This is a genomic window from Microbacterium aquilitoris, assembly GCF_031932285.1.
GTDB lineage: Bacteria > Actinomycetota > Actinomycetes > Actinomycetales > Microbacteriaceae > Microbacterium > Microbacterium aquilitoris.
Window position 1 is genome coordinate 944,679 of the sequence record NZ_JAUZVT010000001.1, and the last position, 16,589, is coordinate 961,267.

Here is a 16,589-nt window from a genome sequence, read left to right on the forward strand (position 1 = left end):
CCTCCCACGGGGTCGGACGCGAAAGGCCACCACGATGTGCACCGTGATCGTCCACGTTCCCGAGGACGCCACGGCGGCGATCCGCGTGCTGGCCGTCCGCGACGAGGATCCCGCCCGTGCGTGGGATCCGCTCGGGCCGTGGTGGCCCGACCTTCCCGGGGTGATCGGCGTGCGCGACACCCGCGCGGGCGGCGCATGGCTGGCGGCGGACCCGTCGGCATCCCGCCTCGCCGTCGTGCTCAACCGGGCCGACTTCATCGACGACTCGCTCGCGACCGGCTCCCGCGGGCACATCGTGCTCGACGCGGCGGCCGGACGCGGGCTGTCCGACGCGCCGCCGACGCACGGCTTCAACCTGCTGACGGTCACGCCGGGTCGCGCCCGCGTCTCGATGTGGGACGGCGAGTCGGTACGCGCAGTCGATCTCGCACCGGGCGTCCACATGATCGCGCACGACGACGTCGACGACCCGAAGACGGCGCGCATCGTCGCCTGGCACGACGCGTTCGCGGCGCCGTCGGGAGACGACTGGATCGCGGAATGGCTCGGCGCGCTCGAACGCACCACGGCGCTGGAACCGACCGACGACCGCGCCATCATCCGCGACAACCGCCCCCACGGCTACCCGACGCTGTCACTCCTCGTCTGCGCGGGATCGGTCTCCGCGAGCGGAGCCGAGGTCGTCTACGGCGAGTTCGACGAGCCCGGGGCGTGGAACAGCCTGCAGCTGCGCTGACCGCGTCGGATGCCGGTGGTACCGTCGCGACCATGGTGGAACCGGCATCCGACCCGATCTTCTTCGCCTCGGCGGCGGAGTTCGGCGACTGGCTCGAAGCCCACCACGAGACGGCTGTCGAGGTGTGGACGGTCTTCTACCGGAAGGGCGATCCGCGGTTGGGTCTGACGTGGGCCGACGCGGTGCCCGAGGCGCTGCGGTTCGGCTGGATCGACTCCGTCAGCCGCGGCATCGGCGACGGCGCCCGCATCCAGCGCTGGACGCCGCGGAAGTCCCGATCGATCTGGAGCGCCGTCAACATCGCGCACATCGAACGGCTGCAGGCCGAGGGGCGGATGCACCCCGCGGGACTCGCCGCCTTCGAGCGACGGACCCCCGACCTGTCGGGCGTCTACTCGCACGAGCAGCGGAACGAGCTCACGCCCGAGCAGGCGGCATCCCTCGCCGCGAGCCCGGCCGCCCAAGCGTTCTGGGATGCCGCCACGCCCTCGTATCGCAGGACCGTGGCGCACTGGGTGCAGAGCGCGAAGCGCGAGCAGACCCGCACCGACCGGCTCGCGACGCTCGTCGAGGACTGCGCGGCGGGCAGGCTCGTGCCGTTCCAGCGGTACGGCGAACCGCCGGCGTGGCTGGCCCGCGCCGCCGCGGCGGCCTCAGCTGCGCAGGGTCTCTGAGTCGCGCAGGGCTGAAGCGGCGTCCTCCATGACGAGCGCCGCGTTGAGACCGGCGCCGGCCATCGAGCCCTGGCCCATCGAGAGCGGCACGTTGCCGAACGGGCTCACGACGTTGCCGGCGGCGAACACGCGCGGATGACTCGTCGCCCCGCGCATGTCGACGCGGAGTCCTTCGCCGGGCTCGGTGGATACGGCGAGGTCGAGGCTCGCCGCATAGTCCAGGTGCAGGCGCGGCGTCGGCGCGGTGAACAGCGCGTCGATCGCGTGCGCGGCGCCGTCCGCCGTGAGGGCTGCGGTCACCACGTCGTCGTCGGTCCGGAGCTCCGTGACCGGGCTGTCGACGAGGCGGATGCCGCGCCCCGCCAGGCGTGCGGCGACCGTGTCGTCGACGTCGCCGAGACCCGCGGTGAACGCGGTCACGTCACCGCTCCACTGCCGGACGAGCTCGATCTGGTGCAGGCTCGCGGGCGAGGTGGCGAGCACGCCGAGGCGGCGCCCGGCGACCTCGTAACCGTGGCAGTAGGGGCAATGGATCACGCCGCGACCCCACTGCTCGCGCAGGCCCGGGACGTCGGGGAGGTCGTCGACGACGCCGGTGGTGAGGACCGCGCCGCGCGCGGCGAGAATGCCGCCGTCGTGCGCCACGGTGAGGTGGTCGCCGGCGTCGTCGATCGAGGTCACGGTCGTGTCGAGGAACTCGACGCCGTATCTCTCCGCCTCTGCTCTGCCGATGCGCAGGAGCTCGGCGGGGGAGCGGCCGTCGTGACCGAGCACGCCGTGCATCTGCGCGGCGAAGCGGTTGCGGGGAGCGCCGGCGTCGATCACGAGGACGCGGCGGCGCGCGCGCCCGAGCATCTGCGCGGCGCTGAGTCCGGCGGTGCCACCGCCCACGATGACGGCGTCGTAAAGGGTGTCTGTCATGACGCCACGCTCCCGCGAGGAGGGCCGATACGGCAACTTCCTTTGCAGAAGTGGCAAACTCGACCCATGACGACGGATCTGGCCCGGGTGGGGCCGCGCCTGCGTGCGGCGCGGCAGCAGCGCGGCTGGACGCTGGCCGACCTCGCGCAGAAGGCGGGGATGTCGATCAGCACGCTGTCCCGACTCGAGGCGGGCCGACGACAGGCATCCCTCGAGCTGCTGCTCCCGCTGGTATCTGTCCTCGACCTGCGGCTCGACGACCTCGTGCGCGGAGAGCCCGTCGACCCGCGGGTGCGCCGCGCGACCGAGCGTCGGCACGGCATGGTCGTCGCGCCGCTGACCCTCGAGCATTCGCCGGTGCAGACCTACAAGATCCGGTACGCCGCGGCATCCACCGCTCCGGCGCCGAAGGTGCACGACGGGGTCGAGTGGTTCTACGTGCTGAGCGGCACGATCCGGCTGTTGCTCGACGGCGAGGAGCATCGGATCGGGGCGGGAGAGGCGGCCGAGTTCGACACGGGCCTGCCGCACAGCCTCAGCGCCACCGAGGACGGTTTCGCCGAGGTGGTGAGCATCTTCAGCGCGTCGGGCGAGCGGATCCACGTGCACGGCTCGTGACAGTGTCGGCGGCCGGTCGTACGGTGTCGACATGAGAACCGATGAACTGTTTCTCGAAGCGGATGCCGCATTGCGCTCCGTCATCGATCGCATCGATCCGGCCGACCTGTCGAAGCCAGCCCCGAAGGAGTGGACGTCCACTCCCGATCCCACCTTCCGAGACATCGTCTTCGCGCACGCGTACGACGAGGCGTGGGTCCCCGACGTGCTCGCCGGGAAGTCTCCCGCCGACGGCGACGAGTTCCGGAACGCCGACCTCCTCGGCGACGATCCGATCGCGTCCTACGACCGTCTGAACGACACCGCGACGGCTGCGGTGCGGGAGGGCGGGGCGGCGACGACATTCCGTTTCCAGTACGGCGACTACTCCGCCGAGGAAGGGTTCGCGCACCTGGCGACGTATCGCGCGTTTCAGGCGTGGCTGATCGCCAAGCATCTCGGCATCCCGTTCCACCTGTCTCCCGAGCTCATCGCGGGGCTGAACGAGAACGTCGTCCCGCACGCTGACGAGTGGCGGCAGTGGGGTGTGTTTCCTCCCGCGATCGATCCGCCGGCGGGTGCAGACGACGAGACGCGGCTGCTCTGCGCGGTCGGGTTCTGGGAGGCCTGATCGTCAGCGTTCGTGAACCGCGAGGACGTTGCCCGCGGGGTCGCGGAACCACGCGATGATCGGGCCGTGGCCCCGCATGACGCCCTTCGAGTCGGTGGGCATGTCGTCGTAGATCGCGGTCTGAACGCCCTTGGCGTTGAGGTCGTCGACGGCGGCGTCAACGTCGTCGACAGGGAAGTTCAGGATGGTGAAGCCCGCAGGTTCGTGGTGCGGCTTGCCGTAGACGAGCACCGTGCCGCCTGACGCGAGGTTCAGGTGGAGGAATCCGCTGTCGAGCGTCGACACGTCGAGGCCGAGGGTGTTGGCGTAGAACGCTCGTGCCGCATCGAGATCGTCGACCGCGAATCCGCTGTAGGCGCCGTCGTTCTGGAACATGGCCGTCTCCTTCGTCCGGGGATGCGACCAGGGTGGCGCTCGCGGCGGGGCTTGTCCAGGGGAAGGGTCTCGTGCCTCAGCGGTCGCGCGGAGATCTGCGCTCCCGCGGAGGCTCCGCGCCCCGAGGTCCGCGCGAACGCGGAGCTCCGATCGATGGCAGGGGGCGAAGGGTCAGGAGCCCGGCGCGGGCTCCGAGGGCGACGAGTAGACCGGGACGGATGCCGGTCGCTCCGACGCGACGGCGAGGAGTGCCACGATCCCGAGTCCCAGTGTGCGGACGAGGAATCCGATCACTCCGAGCGCCGACGAGAGCCCGACGAACTGGACGGCCGAGGCCTGGTCCGCACCCGCGACGACCACCAGGCTGAGCGCGTCGCACACGACCGAGACGGCGAGGGCGATCGCCGGCGCCCACCGCCAGGCGCGCGGTGCGACGGACGCGCGGCCGATCTGCACGACGGCGACGAGGCTCAGAGCGAGCGGAACGAAGGTGGATACCTCCCATGGGATGAGCGGGATGGGGTCCATGGGGTCCTGGAAAAGGCCGACGATCCGCATCGCCAGGGGCCAGAGGGCGACGAGCGCGAGCGTGATAACCCCGAGGGGGCGACGAGCGACCACGCTGTCGCGGGGTGACGTGCCGATCGCGAAAATGAGAACCGCAGCCGCCCAGAGCAGGTCGACGGAGAATGCCAGGACGTCGGTCAGCGACGAGCCCAGCGTGGCACTGAGCAGGATGCCGGCCACCCCGCACGTGATCAGTCCGGCGCCGCCGATGGTCCAGGTGAGTCTGCGTCCGCGCATGCCTGCACGCTACCGGGTGAGGTCGGCGCGCGCTCGGGTGGGCTGGTGTCGTCGACCACGCGCCGAAGGTGGAGAGAAGGTGAGCCACTCCTCGTCGACCAGATATCCGAGGCGGTGGTTGGAACGGATAATCGCGGCGTTCTCCGCGGCGCCCCCCGTCCGGAAGACGCCGACGCCCTCGCGGACGAGAGCCAGTATGGATGCCGCTTTCACCGCCGTACCGAGGCCCAACCCGCGGTGCTCTGCTGCCACGACCGTGAACTCTGTCTCAGCGGTCCCTCCGTCGACATCGACGTAGGTGACCGCGAGAACCCGGCCATCCCCATCGACGATGCCGAAGCCTCGCCTCGTGGGCGACACGCGAGCGGTCGCCCTCGTCAGCGGGCGGTGCTGGGTCGCGACACCACCCGGATAGTCGGCCAGCGTCGCCACGTCGAGCAGGAGAACGGCATCAAGATCCGCGTCTCCGATCTCGCGAACGTCGCCGTGCTGGCGACCTCGCTCCACCGCTCCGGAGAGGGCATCGACATCGATGCCCGACGCCGTGACCTGCGCTGCCCACGATCGTGAGACGACAACCCACCCGGCGGCGTCGAGCTCGGCGCACCGCGGGTCGTCGGATTTCACCACTGTCTGTTCCGGCTGCACTCACTCAGTGTGGCCGAAAGCGCCGGTCGGGCGGCGACACCAGCGCCGAAGCGATGTCGGAACCCCTCCCTAGTCTGGGACTATGTCCAGCCCTTCCCCGTATCTCGATGAGGTCCCCGAGGGGATCCCGACGACCCTGGACTGGGTTGTGTTGAGCGCGGACATGGCCACGATCCACGCGGCGCAGCGGTATGCGAGCATCGTCGAGTTGTGGGATGACGCGATCCGCGCGGCGACCCGGGATGAGGGTGCGTCGGTGCTGGTGGAACGGTCGGTGCGTCTCGAAGTCGCGTCGGCGTTGCGGATCAGCGAGCACGCCGCGGGACGTCTGATGGGGGTCGGGCGGGCGTTGGTGAAGCGGTACCCGGCGGTGTGGGAGTCGATGAGCCACGCGGATATCACCGACACCCACGCGACGATCATCGTCGACGGCCTCGATGAACTCGAGATCGTCCGCGACGAGCTGGTGTCCGAAGTGCTCGCACTCGCGGAGGAGATGCCGACCGGGCCGTTCCGCCGCGCCGTGAAGCGGATTGTGGACAGGGAGCGTGAAGCGACGATCGCGGAACGTCACATGGATGCCGTCGCCCGCAGGCACGTTCGCGTCGAACCCGGTGCGGACGGGATGGCGTGGCTGACCGCGCACCTCCCCGCCGTCGAAGCGCACGCGATCCACGGGCGGCTCACCGCCATCGCGAAAACGTTCGATGATGAGCGCATCCTGGATCAGAAGCGCGCCGACGTGTTCGGCGACCTCCTCATCGACGGGGAAACCGAATCCCTCCCCGACACCGTGCGCGGCATCCGCCCGACCGTCACGGTCACCGTGCCCGCTCTCACCCTCCTCACCGGTGACGGCCCTGCCGCGCAGGTCGACGGCGTCGGCCCCATCCCGCTCGACCGTGCGCGGGAGTTGTGCGGGGCGGCATCCGGGTGGATGCGGGTCCTCACCCACCCCGAGACCGGGGTCGTCCTCTCCGTCGGCCGTGAACAGTACCGGCCCCCGGCCGACCTCCGCCGGCTCGTCGCGTGGCGGGCCGCCCGGTGCATGGCACCCGGCTGCGGGATCCCGGCCGATCGGTGCGACATCGACCACACCGTCGACTGGCACCACGGCGGACACACCGACGCCACCAACCTCGCACCCCTCTGCCGCGGGCACCACACCCTCAAACACCACACCGACTGGCAGGTCACAGCCAAACCCGGCGGCGCACTCGAATGGACCTCACCCGCCGGCCGGATCTACCTCGTAAAGCCCGAACGACGCATCCCGCAGTTCACCACCGACCCACCACCGTTCTAGGACCGACGGTCAGTCCTGCACGTCAACGGTCACGATGAAATCGTCGTCCGACACGTTGACGATGCGGTCGGTGTACATCTCGATCACGTCGCCTGCGTCTTCTTCGTCCATCCCGAGCAAGGCGCGTCCGCTGGGGATACGCGTGATCGGTATGCGGGAACCATCACGATCGATGGCCTCCAGCTCCACGATCGTGCCGGCGACCTCGATGACCTTCAGGCCCTCCGACTCCTCCAGGCCGTGATGCGTCTCGACGAACGGACCGTCAACCACGGGGATGACAGTCCATTCCACAGGCGTGAACCGGACGAGTTCGGGGCCGCAGCAATCGTGCTCCCACCCACCGACTTCGACCTCGAGACGCGTCACGAGCCTCAGGCGCGGTGGTCGCGGTAGTACTCCAGGAGCGCCTTGGTCGAGGAATCCTGCGACTCGAACGCGTCGCTGTCGCCCTCGATCGCCGGCGCGATCTGCATGGCGAGCTGCTTGCCGAGCTCGACGCCCCACTGGTCGAACGAGTTGATGCCCCAGATCGCACCCTGCGTGAACGTGATGTGCTCGTACAGGGCGACGAGTTCGCCCAGTACGGTCGGCGTCAGCGACGGCGCGAAGATTGACGTCGTCGGACGGTTGCCGGGGAACGTCCGTGCCGCGACCAGCGCACCGGTCGTGCCCTCGGCCTCGACCTCCTCGGCCGTCTTGCCGAACGCCAGTGCCTTCGTCTGCGCCAGGAAGTTCGCGAGGAACAGGCCGTGCACATCCCGGTCGCCGTCGGTCAGCGCGTAGGCGGGGTTCGCGAACGCGATGAAGTCCGCCGGGATCAGCCGCGTGCCCTGGTGGATCAGCTGGTAGAACGCGTGCTGCCCGTTCGTGCCCGGCTCACCCCAGAACACCTCGCCGGTGTCGGTCGTCACGGGGGAGCCGTCCCACCGCACCGACTTGCCGTTCGACTCCATCGTCAGCTGCTGCAGGTACGCGGCGAACCGGCTCAGCTGCTGCGCGTACGGCAGCACCGCGTGCGACTGCGCGCCGAGGAAGTTCGTGTACCAGACGTTCAGCAGGCCCATCAGGACAGGCACGTTCTGCGCGAGCGGCGTCGTCCGCACGTGCTCGTCCACCGCGTGGAATCCGGCCAGCAGCTCGCGGAACGTGTCGGGCCCGAACTCGATAACGAGCGACAGTCCGATCGCCGAGTCGACCGAGTACCGGCCGCCCACCCAATCCCAGAAGCCGAACGCGTTCGCGGTGTCGATGCCGAAGTCCGCGACCTTGTCGAGTGCCGTGGACACCGCGACGAAGTGGTGGGCGACGGCATCCTTCTTCTGCTCGTCGCTGCCGTCGATGGCCCCCGCCGACGCGAGGCCCTCCCACAGCCAGTCACGGGCGAGGCGCGCGTTGGTCAGCGTCTCGAGCGTCGTGAACGTCTTCGAGGCGACGATGAACAGCGTCGTCTCGGGGTCGAGGTCCTTCGTCTTCGACGCGATGTCGAACGGGTCGATGTTCGACACGAAGCGCGCCGAGATGCCGGCATCCGCATACGGCTCCAGCGCCGCCGAGATCATCACGGGCCCGAGGTCCGACCCGCCGATGCCGATGTTGACCACCGTCTCGACCTTCTTGCCGGTGATGCCGGTGAACTCGCCCGTGCGCACCCGGCCGGCGAACTCGGCCATCGCGTCGAGCACGCCCTGCACGTCGGCGTCGACGTCCTGACCGTCGACCGTCAGCGACGGCGTCGCGTCGGCGGGACGCCGGAGAGCGGTGTGCAGCACGGCACGATCCTCGGTCGTGTTGATGTGCTCACCCGCGAGCATCGAGTCGTACCGCTCGGCGACGCCGGTCTGCTCGGCGAGGCGCACGAGGGCGGCGACGATCTCGTCAGTCACGAGGTTCTTCGACAGGTCGACGTGCAGGTCGGCGACGTCGTGCGTCAGTTTGGCGACGCGCCCCGGGTCTGCCGCGAACCAGCCGCGCAGATCGGGGGTGAAGCCGGCCTTCAGCGACTCGAGTTCAGCCCAGGCGGACGTGGTGGTGGCATCGATCGGAGCGTTGGTCACCCCTCAACGCTACTCACGTTCCGACCCCTCCGCCCCCGCGTGTCGTACGCGGTCGGCGCACCCACGATCCGACCCGCCGCGAGCGTCACGACGTCATCCACCTCGCCGAGCTCGCGGAGGTCGTGCGTCACCACGACGACCGCCGCACCCCTGTCGGCCGCGACGCGCAGAGCGGATGCCGCGGCTCGCCGCGACGCATCGTCGAGACCGCTCGTCGGCTCGTCGAGGAGCAGCAGATCCGCGTCCTGCGCGAGCGCCTGGCCGACGAACGCCCGCTGACGCTGACCTCCCGAGAGCGCACCGAGCGGACGAGAGGAGTACGGCCTCAGCCCGACCGCGTCGATTGCCTCGGCGACGCGCTCCCGGTCACTCCGCCTCAGCGGGCGAAAAGCGCCGCGCTCGCGCCAGCGTCCCATCGACACGAGATCGGCGACGGTCAGGGGCAGACGCGCGGTGTCGGCGGTGTGCTGCGGCACGAGCGCGATCGCCGTTCCGGGGCGCATCTCGACCGTGCCCGAGGTCGGCGCGCGGAGCCCCGCGAGCACGGACACGAGCGTCGACTTCCCCGACCCGTTCGCGCCCACCACGGCCGAGAGCGCGCCGGCGCGAACGTCGAGATCGACGCCGTCGAGGGCGCGGTGCCCGTCGATGTCGACGCAGACCTCACCCAACCGGACGACGACCCGTGAGCTGTGCATCCGACCAGTATTGCAAATGAAAACCGTTCTCAATTACGTGTACAGTCGGGCACCGTGTCCGTCCTCTTCGATCCGTTCGCCGCCGCCTTCGTTCAGCGCGCCCTCGTCGGCGGCGCCCTCGTCGCGGTCGTCTGCGCGGTCGTCGGCACGTGGGTCGTCCTCCGCGGAATGGCCTTCCTCGGCGAGGCGATGGCCCACGGCATGCTGCCCGGGATCGCGGTCGCCACGCTCACCGGGTTCCCGCCCGTGGTCGGCGCGGCCGTCAGCGCGGCGGCGATGTCGCTCGGCGTCGGAGCCCTGCAGCGCCGCGGTCGGCTCTCGGCCGACACCAGCATCGGCCTCCTCTTCGTCGCGAGTCTCTCGCTGGGGGTCATCGTCATCTCGGCCTCGCGCAGCTTCGCGACGGATGCCTCGGCCATCCTCTTCGGCGACATCCTGGCGATCGAGCGGGGCGACCTCGTGCTCCTCGCCGTCGCCGCGGCTGTGACCTTGCTGGTCGCCGCCGCGGGCCACCGCTCCTTCGTCGCACTCGCCGTCGATCCGCGGCAGGCGCAGCTGCTCGGCCTCCGCCCTCGCCTCGCGCACATCCTGCTCGTCGGCCTCGTCACCCTCGCTGTCGTCTCGGCCTATCAGGCCGTCGGATCGCTCCTCGTCGTGGGCATGCTCCTCGGCCCCGCGGTCGCCGCCGGCGCGTGGACCCGCCGCATCGTCCCGACGATGACGCTCGCCGCGGTCATCGGCACCGTCGCGGTCGCCGTCGGCCTGGTCCTGTCGTGGCACCTCGGCACCGCCGCGGGCGCCACCGTCGCCTTCACGGCGATCTGCTCCTGCGCGGCGTCCACCGGCATCCGAGCCCTCGTCCGTCCTACCCGCCCCGCCCTCGACGAAAGGACCGCATGAACCGCCGCGCCCCGATCGCCCTCGTGCCCGCCCTCGCCCTCGCCCTCGCCCTTGCGGCCTGCCAGTCGGCACCGGCATCCGTCCCCGAATCGGCGGGCGAGGGACACGGCGCCATCGCGGGCGCCACCGAACTCGCCGAGCCCGCCCTGCACCTCACGAGCGTCACCCCGGGCGGTGAGGTCCGCCACCTCGACCTGCTCGACGAGACGACCGACGCACTCGGCGAGATCACGCCGTCGACCTCGCTCGAGACCGACGGCCGGTTCCTCTACGCGGGGCGCGACGGCGGCGTCGGGATCGTCGACAGCGGCGTCTGGACGTGGAACCACGTCGACCACTTCCACTACTACGAGGCTCCCGCAGTGATCCTCGGCGACCTCACCGGCGACGGCGAGCCGACCGTCGTCGCGAGCGACCTCGGTGCGGGGATCCGGTTCGACGGGGGAGAGGCCGTGCTCCTCGACCTCGACGCGCTCAAGAAGGGGCGCATCGAGGAGCGCTTCCGCCTCGATGTCCCCGCCGGCTCGGGCATGGTGGTCCCGCTCCCGACGGGCGCCCTCGTGACGGATGCCGACGGTCTCCGCCACGTCGACGCGACCGGCGCCGACGTCGAGACCGTGCCCTGCAATGATCCCGCCGGTTCGATCGCCACGAACGTCGGCGTCGTCGTCGGATGCGCCGACGCTGCGATCCTGGCGGTGACGGATGCCGACGGCACCTCGTTCGAGCGGATCCCCTACCCCGAGGGTGCCGACGACCGCGCGCTCTCCTTCGCCGCACGCGAGGGGCGGCCGACGGTCGCCGGCCTCACCGGCGGCGACGCGTTCTGGCTGCTCGACACCCGCGAGCGCGCGTGGACCCGCGTCGATGCCGGCGAGCCGCTCGCCCGCGTCGCCGCGGTCGACGACGCCGACCAGCACGTCGTCGCCCTCACGACGAAGGGGGAGGTTCTCGTGATCGACGGCGAGAGCGGCAAGGCGATCGCGCGCACGAAACCGCTCGTGGCGGCATCCCTCGCCGATCCCACACTCGCGGCGGGCGTGACCCTGCAGATCGACGCGAACCGCACCTATCTGAACGGACCCGCCGAGAACGTGATGTTCGAGATCGACCACGCCGATTCCGGGCGTATCGCCCGCACATTCGAGGCAGACGCGCCTGCCTTCGTCGCGGAGACGGGCCGATGAGGCGCGCGCTCGCCGCGCTGGTGGTCGCCGCCGTCGCCGCGCTGACGGGGTGTGCCGCCGCGGGCAGCGACCGGCCGACCGTCGTCGTCACGACCGACCTGCTAGGGGACATCACGGCGAACCTCGTCGGTGACGAGGTCGATGTCGTCACCCTCATGCCCCGCGGCAGCGACCCGCATTCGTTCGAGCTCTCGGCGCGTGAAGCCGCCCGCATGCGCACCGCCGACCTGCTCGTCTCGAACGGGCTGGGGCTCGAAGAGGGCGTGCAGCACCACGTCGACGCCGCGGTGGCCGACGGGGTTGCCTCGTTCGTGGCGGGCGACCACATCGAGCCGCTCGACTACGCCGACTCGGATGCCGTCGACCCGCACTTCTGGACCGATCCCACCCAGACCGCCCGCGTGGTCGAGGCGCTTGCGCCGCAGCTCGCGCAGATCGCCGGGGTGGAGGCATCCGTCGTCGAGAAGGCGGCCGCTGCCTACCTCGACGAGCTCGACGAGCTGGATGCCGACATGGCCGACACCCTCGGTGCGATCCCCGCCGAGCACCGGGCGCTCGTCACGAACCATCACGTCTTCGGCTACCTCGCCCGGCGCTATGACGTACGGATCCTGGGGGCGGCGATCCCGGGTGGGACGACGCTCGCCGCGCCCAGCGCCTCGGACCTGAAAGGCCTGGTCGACGCGATCGACGAGGCCGGCGTGACGACGATCTTCGCCGACTCGTCGCAGCCCGACCGGCTCATGCGGGTGCTCGCCGACGAGGCCGGCCGCGACGTCGACGTCGTCTCGCTGTTCACCGAGTCCCTCGCCCCCGAAGGCTCGCCGGGCGGCACCTACCTCGACATGATGCGACGCAACCTGCAGAGCATCGCCGACGGCCTCACCCCGTGAGGCATTCCCTGGAAAGGAAACCCATGAAGAAGACCCTGCAGTTCGGTGCCCTCGCGGGCGCCGCTGCCCTGCTCCTCGCGGGCTGCGCGTCCGCAGCGCAGCCCGCATCCGACCCCGCCGACAGCGCGGCCGTACCCGACGGCCCGCGTGTCGCCGTCGGGTACGAGGGGGGCGTGCTCGTCCTCGGTGGCGACGACTACGCGAATCTCGGCGAGTTCGGCTCCGAGGACTTCATCCGCCTCAACGCCGCCGGCGACGGCCGACACGTGATGGTGACCACGTCGAAGGGCTTCCAGCTGCTCGACGCGCAGCAGCCAGAGCTCACCGACCTCGTCGTGCCCGCCGCCACCGCGGGGCACGTCGTCTCGCACGCAGGCAAGACGGTGTTGTACGACGACGCGACCAGCGACACGACGATCTTCGACTCGGCAGAGCTGGCGAAGACGGGCGATGCCCTCCCGAAGGCCGACGTCATCGCCGGCGTCACCGCGCACCACGGCGTCTCCGTCGAGCTCGAGGACGGCACCCTGCTGACGACCGTCGGCGACGAGTCAGGGCGCACCGGCATCCGCGTCCTCGACAAGGACCGCAACGAGATCGCGTCGAACGACGAGTGCCCCGGCGTGCACGGTGAAGGAACCGCGAAGGACGAAGCGGTGGTCTTCGGCTGCGAGAACGGCGCCCTCGTCGTGAAGGACGGCACCATCACGAAGCTCACGTCTCCTGACGAGTACGGCCGCATGGGCAACGCCTACGTGTCCGAGAACAGCCCGCTCGTGGTCATGGACTACAAGGACGACCCGGATGCCGAGGGGTACCTCCTCCGTGACATCGCCCTGATCGACACAGCAGCGAAGACCCTGAAGAAGGTCGCTCTGCCCGAGGGTGTCGAGTACACCTACCGGGGCGTCGGACGCGGACCGGACGCCGAGGCGGTCCTGATCGGTACCGACGGCAAGCTGCACACGATCGACCCGGCCACCGGAGAGGTCGTGTCGTCGCTGAAGGTCGTCGACCCGTGGGAGGGACCCGCCGAATGGCAGGACCCGCACCCGTCCGTCAAGGTCGCAGGGTCGTTCGCCTACGTGACCGATCCCGTCGACAGCGAGATCGTCATCGTCGACCTGGCCGCCGACAAGATCGCGAAGACCGTGGCGCTCGACCACGTGCCGAACGAGATCGCCGTCGTCGGCTGACGCCTCACACACCGCGAGCCGTCGCGGATGGTCGTTTCCCCGGTTCGGGGGCGACCATCTGCGACGGCTCGTCGTACGTAAGGGGCTAGACGCCGGGGCGGAGGGTGACCGTACCGGCCGAGACGGTGGCGTCGATGGTGCGCGTGGCGCTCGTCGAGGTCTGCAGACGGTTGTCGAACGTGCCGACGGAGACGTCGGACGTCACGCGGTACGCCTCGTCAGGGAGGGTCGCCACGAGGGTCCCCGCGCTGACATCCACACGGACGTCGTCGAGGTCCTCGCCGCGGAGGTCGGCAGTGATCTGACCCGCGCCGATGGTGAGATTCGCGCGCTGCACGTCGCCGACAGCGACGTCGGCATCACCGGCGCTGACATCGACCCGGACGTCGTCCGCGGTGCCGGTCACCGTCGCGTCGCCCGCACCGACCGACACGTCGAGGAGCCCGTAGGTGCCGTCTGCCGTAACCGATCCCGCCGCGACGTTGACGTCGGCATCCAGCTTCTGGTCCGCCATCTCCTCGGGGAGCGTCAGCGTCGCGCGATTCTCGGTCGCGTCGAAGCCCACCTGCAGCATCCACCACGGGCGCGAGTTGGAGAGCGACAGCGTCTCGCCGCGCCGCTCGAGCTTCCAGTCGCGGTTCCCGTCGACGGTGAGGGTCGCCTCGTCGACGTCCGCATAGTCGACGACGACGTGACCGGCGGAGACGTCCAGCGACAGGCCCGTGACTCCCGCCACATCGGCCGAGCGGCTGCCTTCACCGCGATCGGTGGCCGCGTACAGAATCGAGCCGATGCCCGAGACGAGCGCTCCGCTCAGCACCACCCCGCCGACGCAGATCGCGACGATCGAGACGATCTGCGCGGACGCGCGCCGCGGCTGCTGAGGCGGCTGCACGTCGGGTGTCGTGGGCGTCGTGGGCGGGGGAGTGAGGTCGATGCTCATCGGTTCGTTCCGTTCTGATCGGGATGCCCAGCGGCGGGCGATGTGCCGTGTTCGAGGTGGACGAGAGCCGCGAGCACCCGTCGGTTGCCGTGCTCATCCTGTTCGAGGCCGAGCTTCTGGAAGAGCGAGGTGATGTACTTCTCGACGCTCGCCTCCGAGACGAAGAGCGCCGTGGCGATGGCCGCGTTGCTCTTGCCCTCGGCGATGAGCGCGAGGACGGAGCGTTCCCGGTCGGTGAGGCGCGACATCCGCTCATCCCGCGCTCGGCGGGTCAGCAGCTGGGCGACGACCTCGGGGTCGAGGACCGTGGCCCCGGCGGCGATCCGGTCGATCGAGTCGAGGAAGTCCTTGACGTCGGCCACGCGGTCCTTCAGCAGGTACCCGAGGGCGGCGTTCTGCCCGGTGATGAGGTCGCTCGCGTAGCGCTCCTCGACATACTGGCTGAGCACCAGCACGGGGAGGGTGGGATGCTGCGCCCGCAGCGTCAGCGCCGCCCGGATGCCCTCATCGGTGAACGTCGGCGGCAGCCGGACGTCGAGGATGCAGAGCTCCGGCGCCGACGCGGTCACCGTCTCGACGATGTCGCCGGCGTGGGGCAGGGCGGCGACCACGGTGTGACCGGCGTCCTCCAGCACGCGGACCAGGCCTTCGCGCAGCAGCGTCGAGTCCTCGCAGATCAGGATGCGCACGGGACCGTCACCTCCAGAGCCGTCGGTCCACCGATCGGGCTGTCGAGCGTCGCGGTGCCGCCGGCGGCGAGCACCCTGTTCATGATCCCGTCGATACCGCCGCCGGGCAGCACGCGTGCGCCGCCGATGCCGTTGTCCTCGACGCGCGCCCAGATGAGGCGTCCGGCCTGGGCGTCGTCGCGGCTGCGGACCACGACGCGCACCTCGGTGGCGCGGGCGTGCTTGGCGGCGTTGGTGAGCGATTCGGCGATGACGAAGTACACCGCCGCCTCCGAGGTCGCGCTGCAGCGTTCGTCGAGACGGACGTCGAGGGCGACGGGGACGTGAGACCGTGCCGCGAGGGCCGAGAGGGCGGCATCCAGTCCCCGGTCGTCGAGGACCGAGGCGTGGATGCCGCGAGCCAGCTGACGGAGCTCGGTGATGGCCGCCTTCGTCGAGGTGTGAGCCTCATCGATGAGCGCCTTCGCCGCAACCGGGTCGGAGTCGATCTTCTGCTGCGCCAAGCCGAGGGTCATCCCGACCGAGACGAGCCGCGGCTGGACGCCGTCGTGCAGGTCGCGTTCGATGCGGGTGCGCTCGACCTCGCTGGCCCGCACCGCACCGGCCCGCTGGGCCCCGGCGGTCCGCGCCTGCTCGGCGAGGACGGCCTCGCGCGAGGGCACGAGGATCGACCGGGTCAGAAGGTCGTCGAGCAGGGTGACCCCAAACAGGATGCCGAGGCTGACCAGGACTGCGAGGATGCCGCCCGCGACGGCCCAGCCGTCGGTGACGAGGATGCCGAGGACCGGCAGTCGGCCGCCCGCGGCGCCACCGAGAGGCGAGACGGCGAGCCCCACTCCGGTGACCACTGCCGACGTGGCGCCGATGACGACCCAGCCGAGCACGGCGGCGATCGCGAAGCTGCCGATGCCGCGCCACATCGCCCCGTCGGTGAACTGGAGCCACAGCGTGCGGAGGAAGCCTCGGAAGCCCGGCTGACCGCTCGCGCGGATCGCCAGCGGCGGGATGCCGTGGCCGTACAGGCCTTCGGCTCGTTCATGCTCGAGCCAGGCCGCGGCCCACGCGACGTAGAGCGCAGCGATGATCAGGACGAGGCCGATACCCAGGACGAGCGCCAAGCCGATACCGGTGCCGAAAAGGGTGGCGGCGGTGGTGAGGATGCCGATGCCCACCAGGGCGATGGCGGCGAGCTGCGCGAGCGCGCCCAGGCGCCGCAGCGGCCGGAGCCGCCGGGGAGGCGCGGAGGTGTCGGAAGTCATGTCCCCACGCTAGGGGCGACCCCGAGACCGCCACATCGGGGCGGACCCGAGACCTCCTTTCGGGTTAACCCCCAA

At 70.6% G+C, this 16,589-nt stretch carries 19 protein-coding genes; 9 read left to right on the top strand and 10 right to left on the bottom strand.

The window, feature by feature from the left end; genetic code table 11:
• Window positions 1-34 precede the first annotated feature (34 nt).
• Both Q9S78_RS04535 and Q9S78_RS04540 read left to right on the top strand, forming a co-directional pair.
• Window positions 35-736, top strand: coding sequence for an NRDE family protein (locus tag Q9S78_RS04535; RefSeq protein WP_311869083.1), 702 nt, complete (start codon window positions 35-37; stop codon window positions 734-736).
• The gene (locus Q9S78_RS04540; RefSeq protein WP_311858973.1) at window positions 712-1,410 is read left to right on the top strand and encodes a YdeI/OmpD-associated family protein; all 699 of its coding nucleotides are present in this window, start codon (window positions 712-714) and stop codon (window positions 1,408-1,410) included. The genes Q9S78_RS04535 and Q9S78_RS04540 overlap by 25 nt, the downstream gene beginning before the upstream one ends.
• Here Q9S78_RS04540 and Q9S78_RS04545 read toward each other — a convergent pair.
• Window positions 1,390-2,331: an NAD(P)/FAD-dependent oxidoreductase gene (locus Q9S78_RS04545; RefSeq protein WP_311869085.1), complete on the bottom strand. Its 942-nt coding sequence runs from the start codon at window positions 2,329-2,331 to the stop codon at window positions 1,390-1,392. The genes Q9S78_RS04540 and Q9S78_RS04545 overlap by 21 nt on opposite strands.
• 66 nt (window positions 2,332-2,397) lie before the next feature.
• Between Q9S78_RS04545 and Q9S78_RS04550 the strand changes: the two genes are divergently transcribed.
• Window positions 2,398-2,949 (top strand): helix-turn-helix domain-containing protein, encoded by a 552-nt coding sequence (locus Q9S78_RS04550; RefSeq protein WP_311869088.1) that lies wholly within the window; start codon window positions 2,398-2,400, stop codon window positions 2,947-2,949.
• Between the two features lie 31 nt (window positions 2,950-2,980).
• Complete coding sequence (locus tag Q9S78_RS04555) at window positions 2,981-3,559, top strand: hypothetical protein (RefSeq protein WP_311869090.1); 579 nt, start codon at window positions 2,981-2,983, stop codon at window positions 3,557-3,559.
• Window positions 3,560-3,562: 3 nt separating this feature from the next.
• Here Q9S78_RS04555 and Q9S78_RS04560 read toward each other — a convergent pair whose 3' ends face one another.
• From Q9S78_RS04560 to Q9S78_RS04570, 3 genes are all read right to left on the bottom strand, one after another.
• The gene (locus Q9S78_RS04560) at window positions 3,563-3,934 is read right to left on the bottom strand and encodes a VOC family protein (RefSeq protein ID WP_311869091.1); all 372 of its coding nucleotides are present in this window, start codon (window positions 3,932-3,934) and stop codon (window positions 3,563-3,565) included.
• A gap of 171 nt (window positions 3,935-4,105) precedes the next feature.
• Window positions 4,106-4,738: a hypothetical protein gene (locus Q9S78_RS04565; protein WP_311869093.1), complete on the bottom strand. Its 633-nt coding sequence runs from the start codon at window positions 4,736-4,738 to the stop codon at window positions 4,106-4,108.
• A 9-nt stretch (window positions 4,739-4,747) separates the two neighbouring features.
• Window positions 4,748-5,386, bottom strand: a complete 639-nt coding sequence (locus Q9S78_RS04570; protein ID WP_311869096.1) for a GNAT family N-acetyltransferase — start codon at window positions 5,384-5,386, stop codon at window positions 4,748-4,750.
• An 82-nt stretch (window positions 5,387-5,468) separates the two neighbouring features.
• On the opposite strand from Q9S78_RS04570, the gene Q9S78_RS04575 reads away from it, so the two are divergent.
• Entirely contained in the window at window positions 5,469-6,692 is a 1,224-nt protein-coding gene (locus Q9S78_RS04575) for an HNH endonuclease signature motif containing protein (protein ID WP_311869098.1), read from the top strand.
• 9 nt (window positions 6,693-6,701) lie between these two features.
• Here the strand turns inward: Q9S78_RS04575 and Q9S78_RS04580 are convergent, their stop codons facing one another.
• Genes Q9S78_RS04580 through aztA form a run of 3 tightly spaced genes read right to left on the bottom strand, consistent with a single transcriptional unit; the run spans window position 6,702 to window position 9,447 of the window.
• Window positions 6,702-7,061: a hypothetical protein gene (locus Q9S78_RS04580; RefSeq protein WP_311869101.1), complete on the bottom strand. Its 360-nt coding sequence runs from the start codon at window positions 7,059-7,061 to the stop codon at window positions 6,702-6,704.
• A 5-nt stretch (window positions 7,062-7,066) separates the two neighbouring features.
• The gene (pgi, locus tag Q9S78_RS04585; protein ID WP_311869103.1) at window positions 7,067-8,749 is read right to left on the bottom strand and encodes a glucose-6-phosphate isomerase; all 1,683 of its coding nucleotides are present in this window, start codon (window positions 8,747-8,749) and stop codon (window positions 7,067-7,069) included.
• Window positions 8,746-9,447 (bottom strand): zinc ABC transporter ATP-binding protein AztA, encoded by a 702-nt coding sequence (gene aztA / locus Q9S78_RS04590; RefSeq protein WP_311869106.1) that lies wholly within the window; start codon window positions 9,445-9,447, stop codon window positions 8,746-8,748. The genes pgi and aztA overlap by 4 nt, the downstream gene beginning before the upstream one ends.
• A 54-nt stretch (window positions 9,448-9,501) precedes the next feature.
• Here aztA and aztB point away from each other — a divergent pair, with 54 nt between their 5' ends.
• Genes aztB through aztD form a run of 4 tightly spaced genes read left to right on the top strand, consistent with a single transcriptional unit; the run spans window position 9,502 to window position 13,623 of the window.
• Window positions 9,502-10,347: a zinc ABC transporter permease AztB gene (gene aztB, locus Q9S78_RS04595; protein WP_311869109.1), complete on the top strand. Its 846-nt coding sequence runs from the start codon at window positions 9,502-9,504 to the stop codon at window positions 10,345-10,347.
• Window positions 10,344-11,534 (top strand): hypothetical protein, encoded by a 1,191-nt coding sequence (locus Q9S78_RS04600; RefSeq protein WP_311869112.1) that lies wholly within the window; start codon window positions 10,344-10,346, stop codon window positions 11,532-11,534. Before aztB ends, Q9S78_RS04600 begins: the two co-directional genes overlap by 4 nt.
• The gene (locus Q9S78_RS04605) at window positions 11,531-12,427 is read left to right on the top strand and encodes a metal ABC transporter substrate-binding protein (RefSeq protein ID WP_116228154.1); all 897 of its coding nucleotides are present in this window, start codon (window positions 11,531-11,533) and stop codon (window positions 12,425-12,427) included. The genes Q9S78_RS04600 and Q9S78_RS04605 overlap by 4 nt, the downstream gene beginning before the upstream one ends.
• A 23-nt stretch (window positions 12,428-12,450) precedes the next feature.
• On the top strand, window positions 12,451-13,623 hold the full coding sequence (aztD, locus tag Q9S78_RS04610) for a zinc metallochaperone AztD (RefSeq protein WP_311869115.1): 1,173 nt from the start codon (window positions 12,451-12,453) through the stop codon (window positions 13,621-13,623).
• An 85-nt stretch (window positions 13,624-13,708) separates the two neighbouring features.
• Here the strand turns inward: aztD and Q9S78_RS04615 are convergent, their stop codons facing one another.
• The 3 genes from Q9S78_RS04615 to Q9S78_RS04625 are packed head-to-tail and all read right to left on the bottom strand — an operon-like array spanning window position 13,709 to window position 16,514.
• Window positions 13,709-14,566, bottom strand: a complete 858-nt coding sequence (locus Q9S78_RS04615) for a DUF4097 family beta strand repeat-containing protein (RefSeq protein ID WP_311869118.1) — start codon at window positions 14,564-14,566, stop codon at window positions 13,709-13,711.
• Window positions 14,563-15,255 (bottom strand): response regulator, encoded by a 693-nt coding sequence (locus Q9S78_RS04620; RefSeq protein WP_018186810.1) that lies wholly within the window; start codon window positions 15,253-15,255, stop codon window positions 14,563-14,565. The genes Q9S78_RS04615 and Q9S78_RS04620 overlap by 4 nt, the downstream gene beginning before the upstream one ends.
• Entirely contained in the window at window positions 15,243-16,514 is a 1,272-nt protein-coding gene (locus Q9S78_RS04625; protein ID WP_311869120.1) for a sensor histidine kinase, read from the bottom strand. The genes Q9S78_RS04620 and Q9S78_RS04625 overlap by 13 nt, the downstream gene beginning before the upstream one ends.
• Window positions 16,515-16,589: the final 75 nt, after the last annotated feature.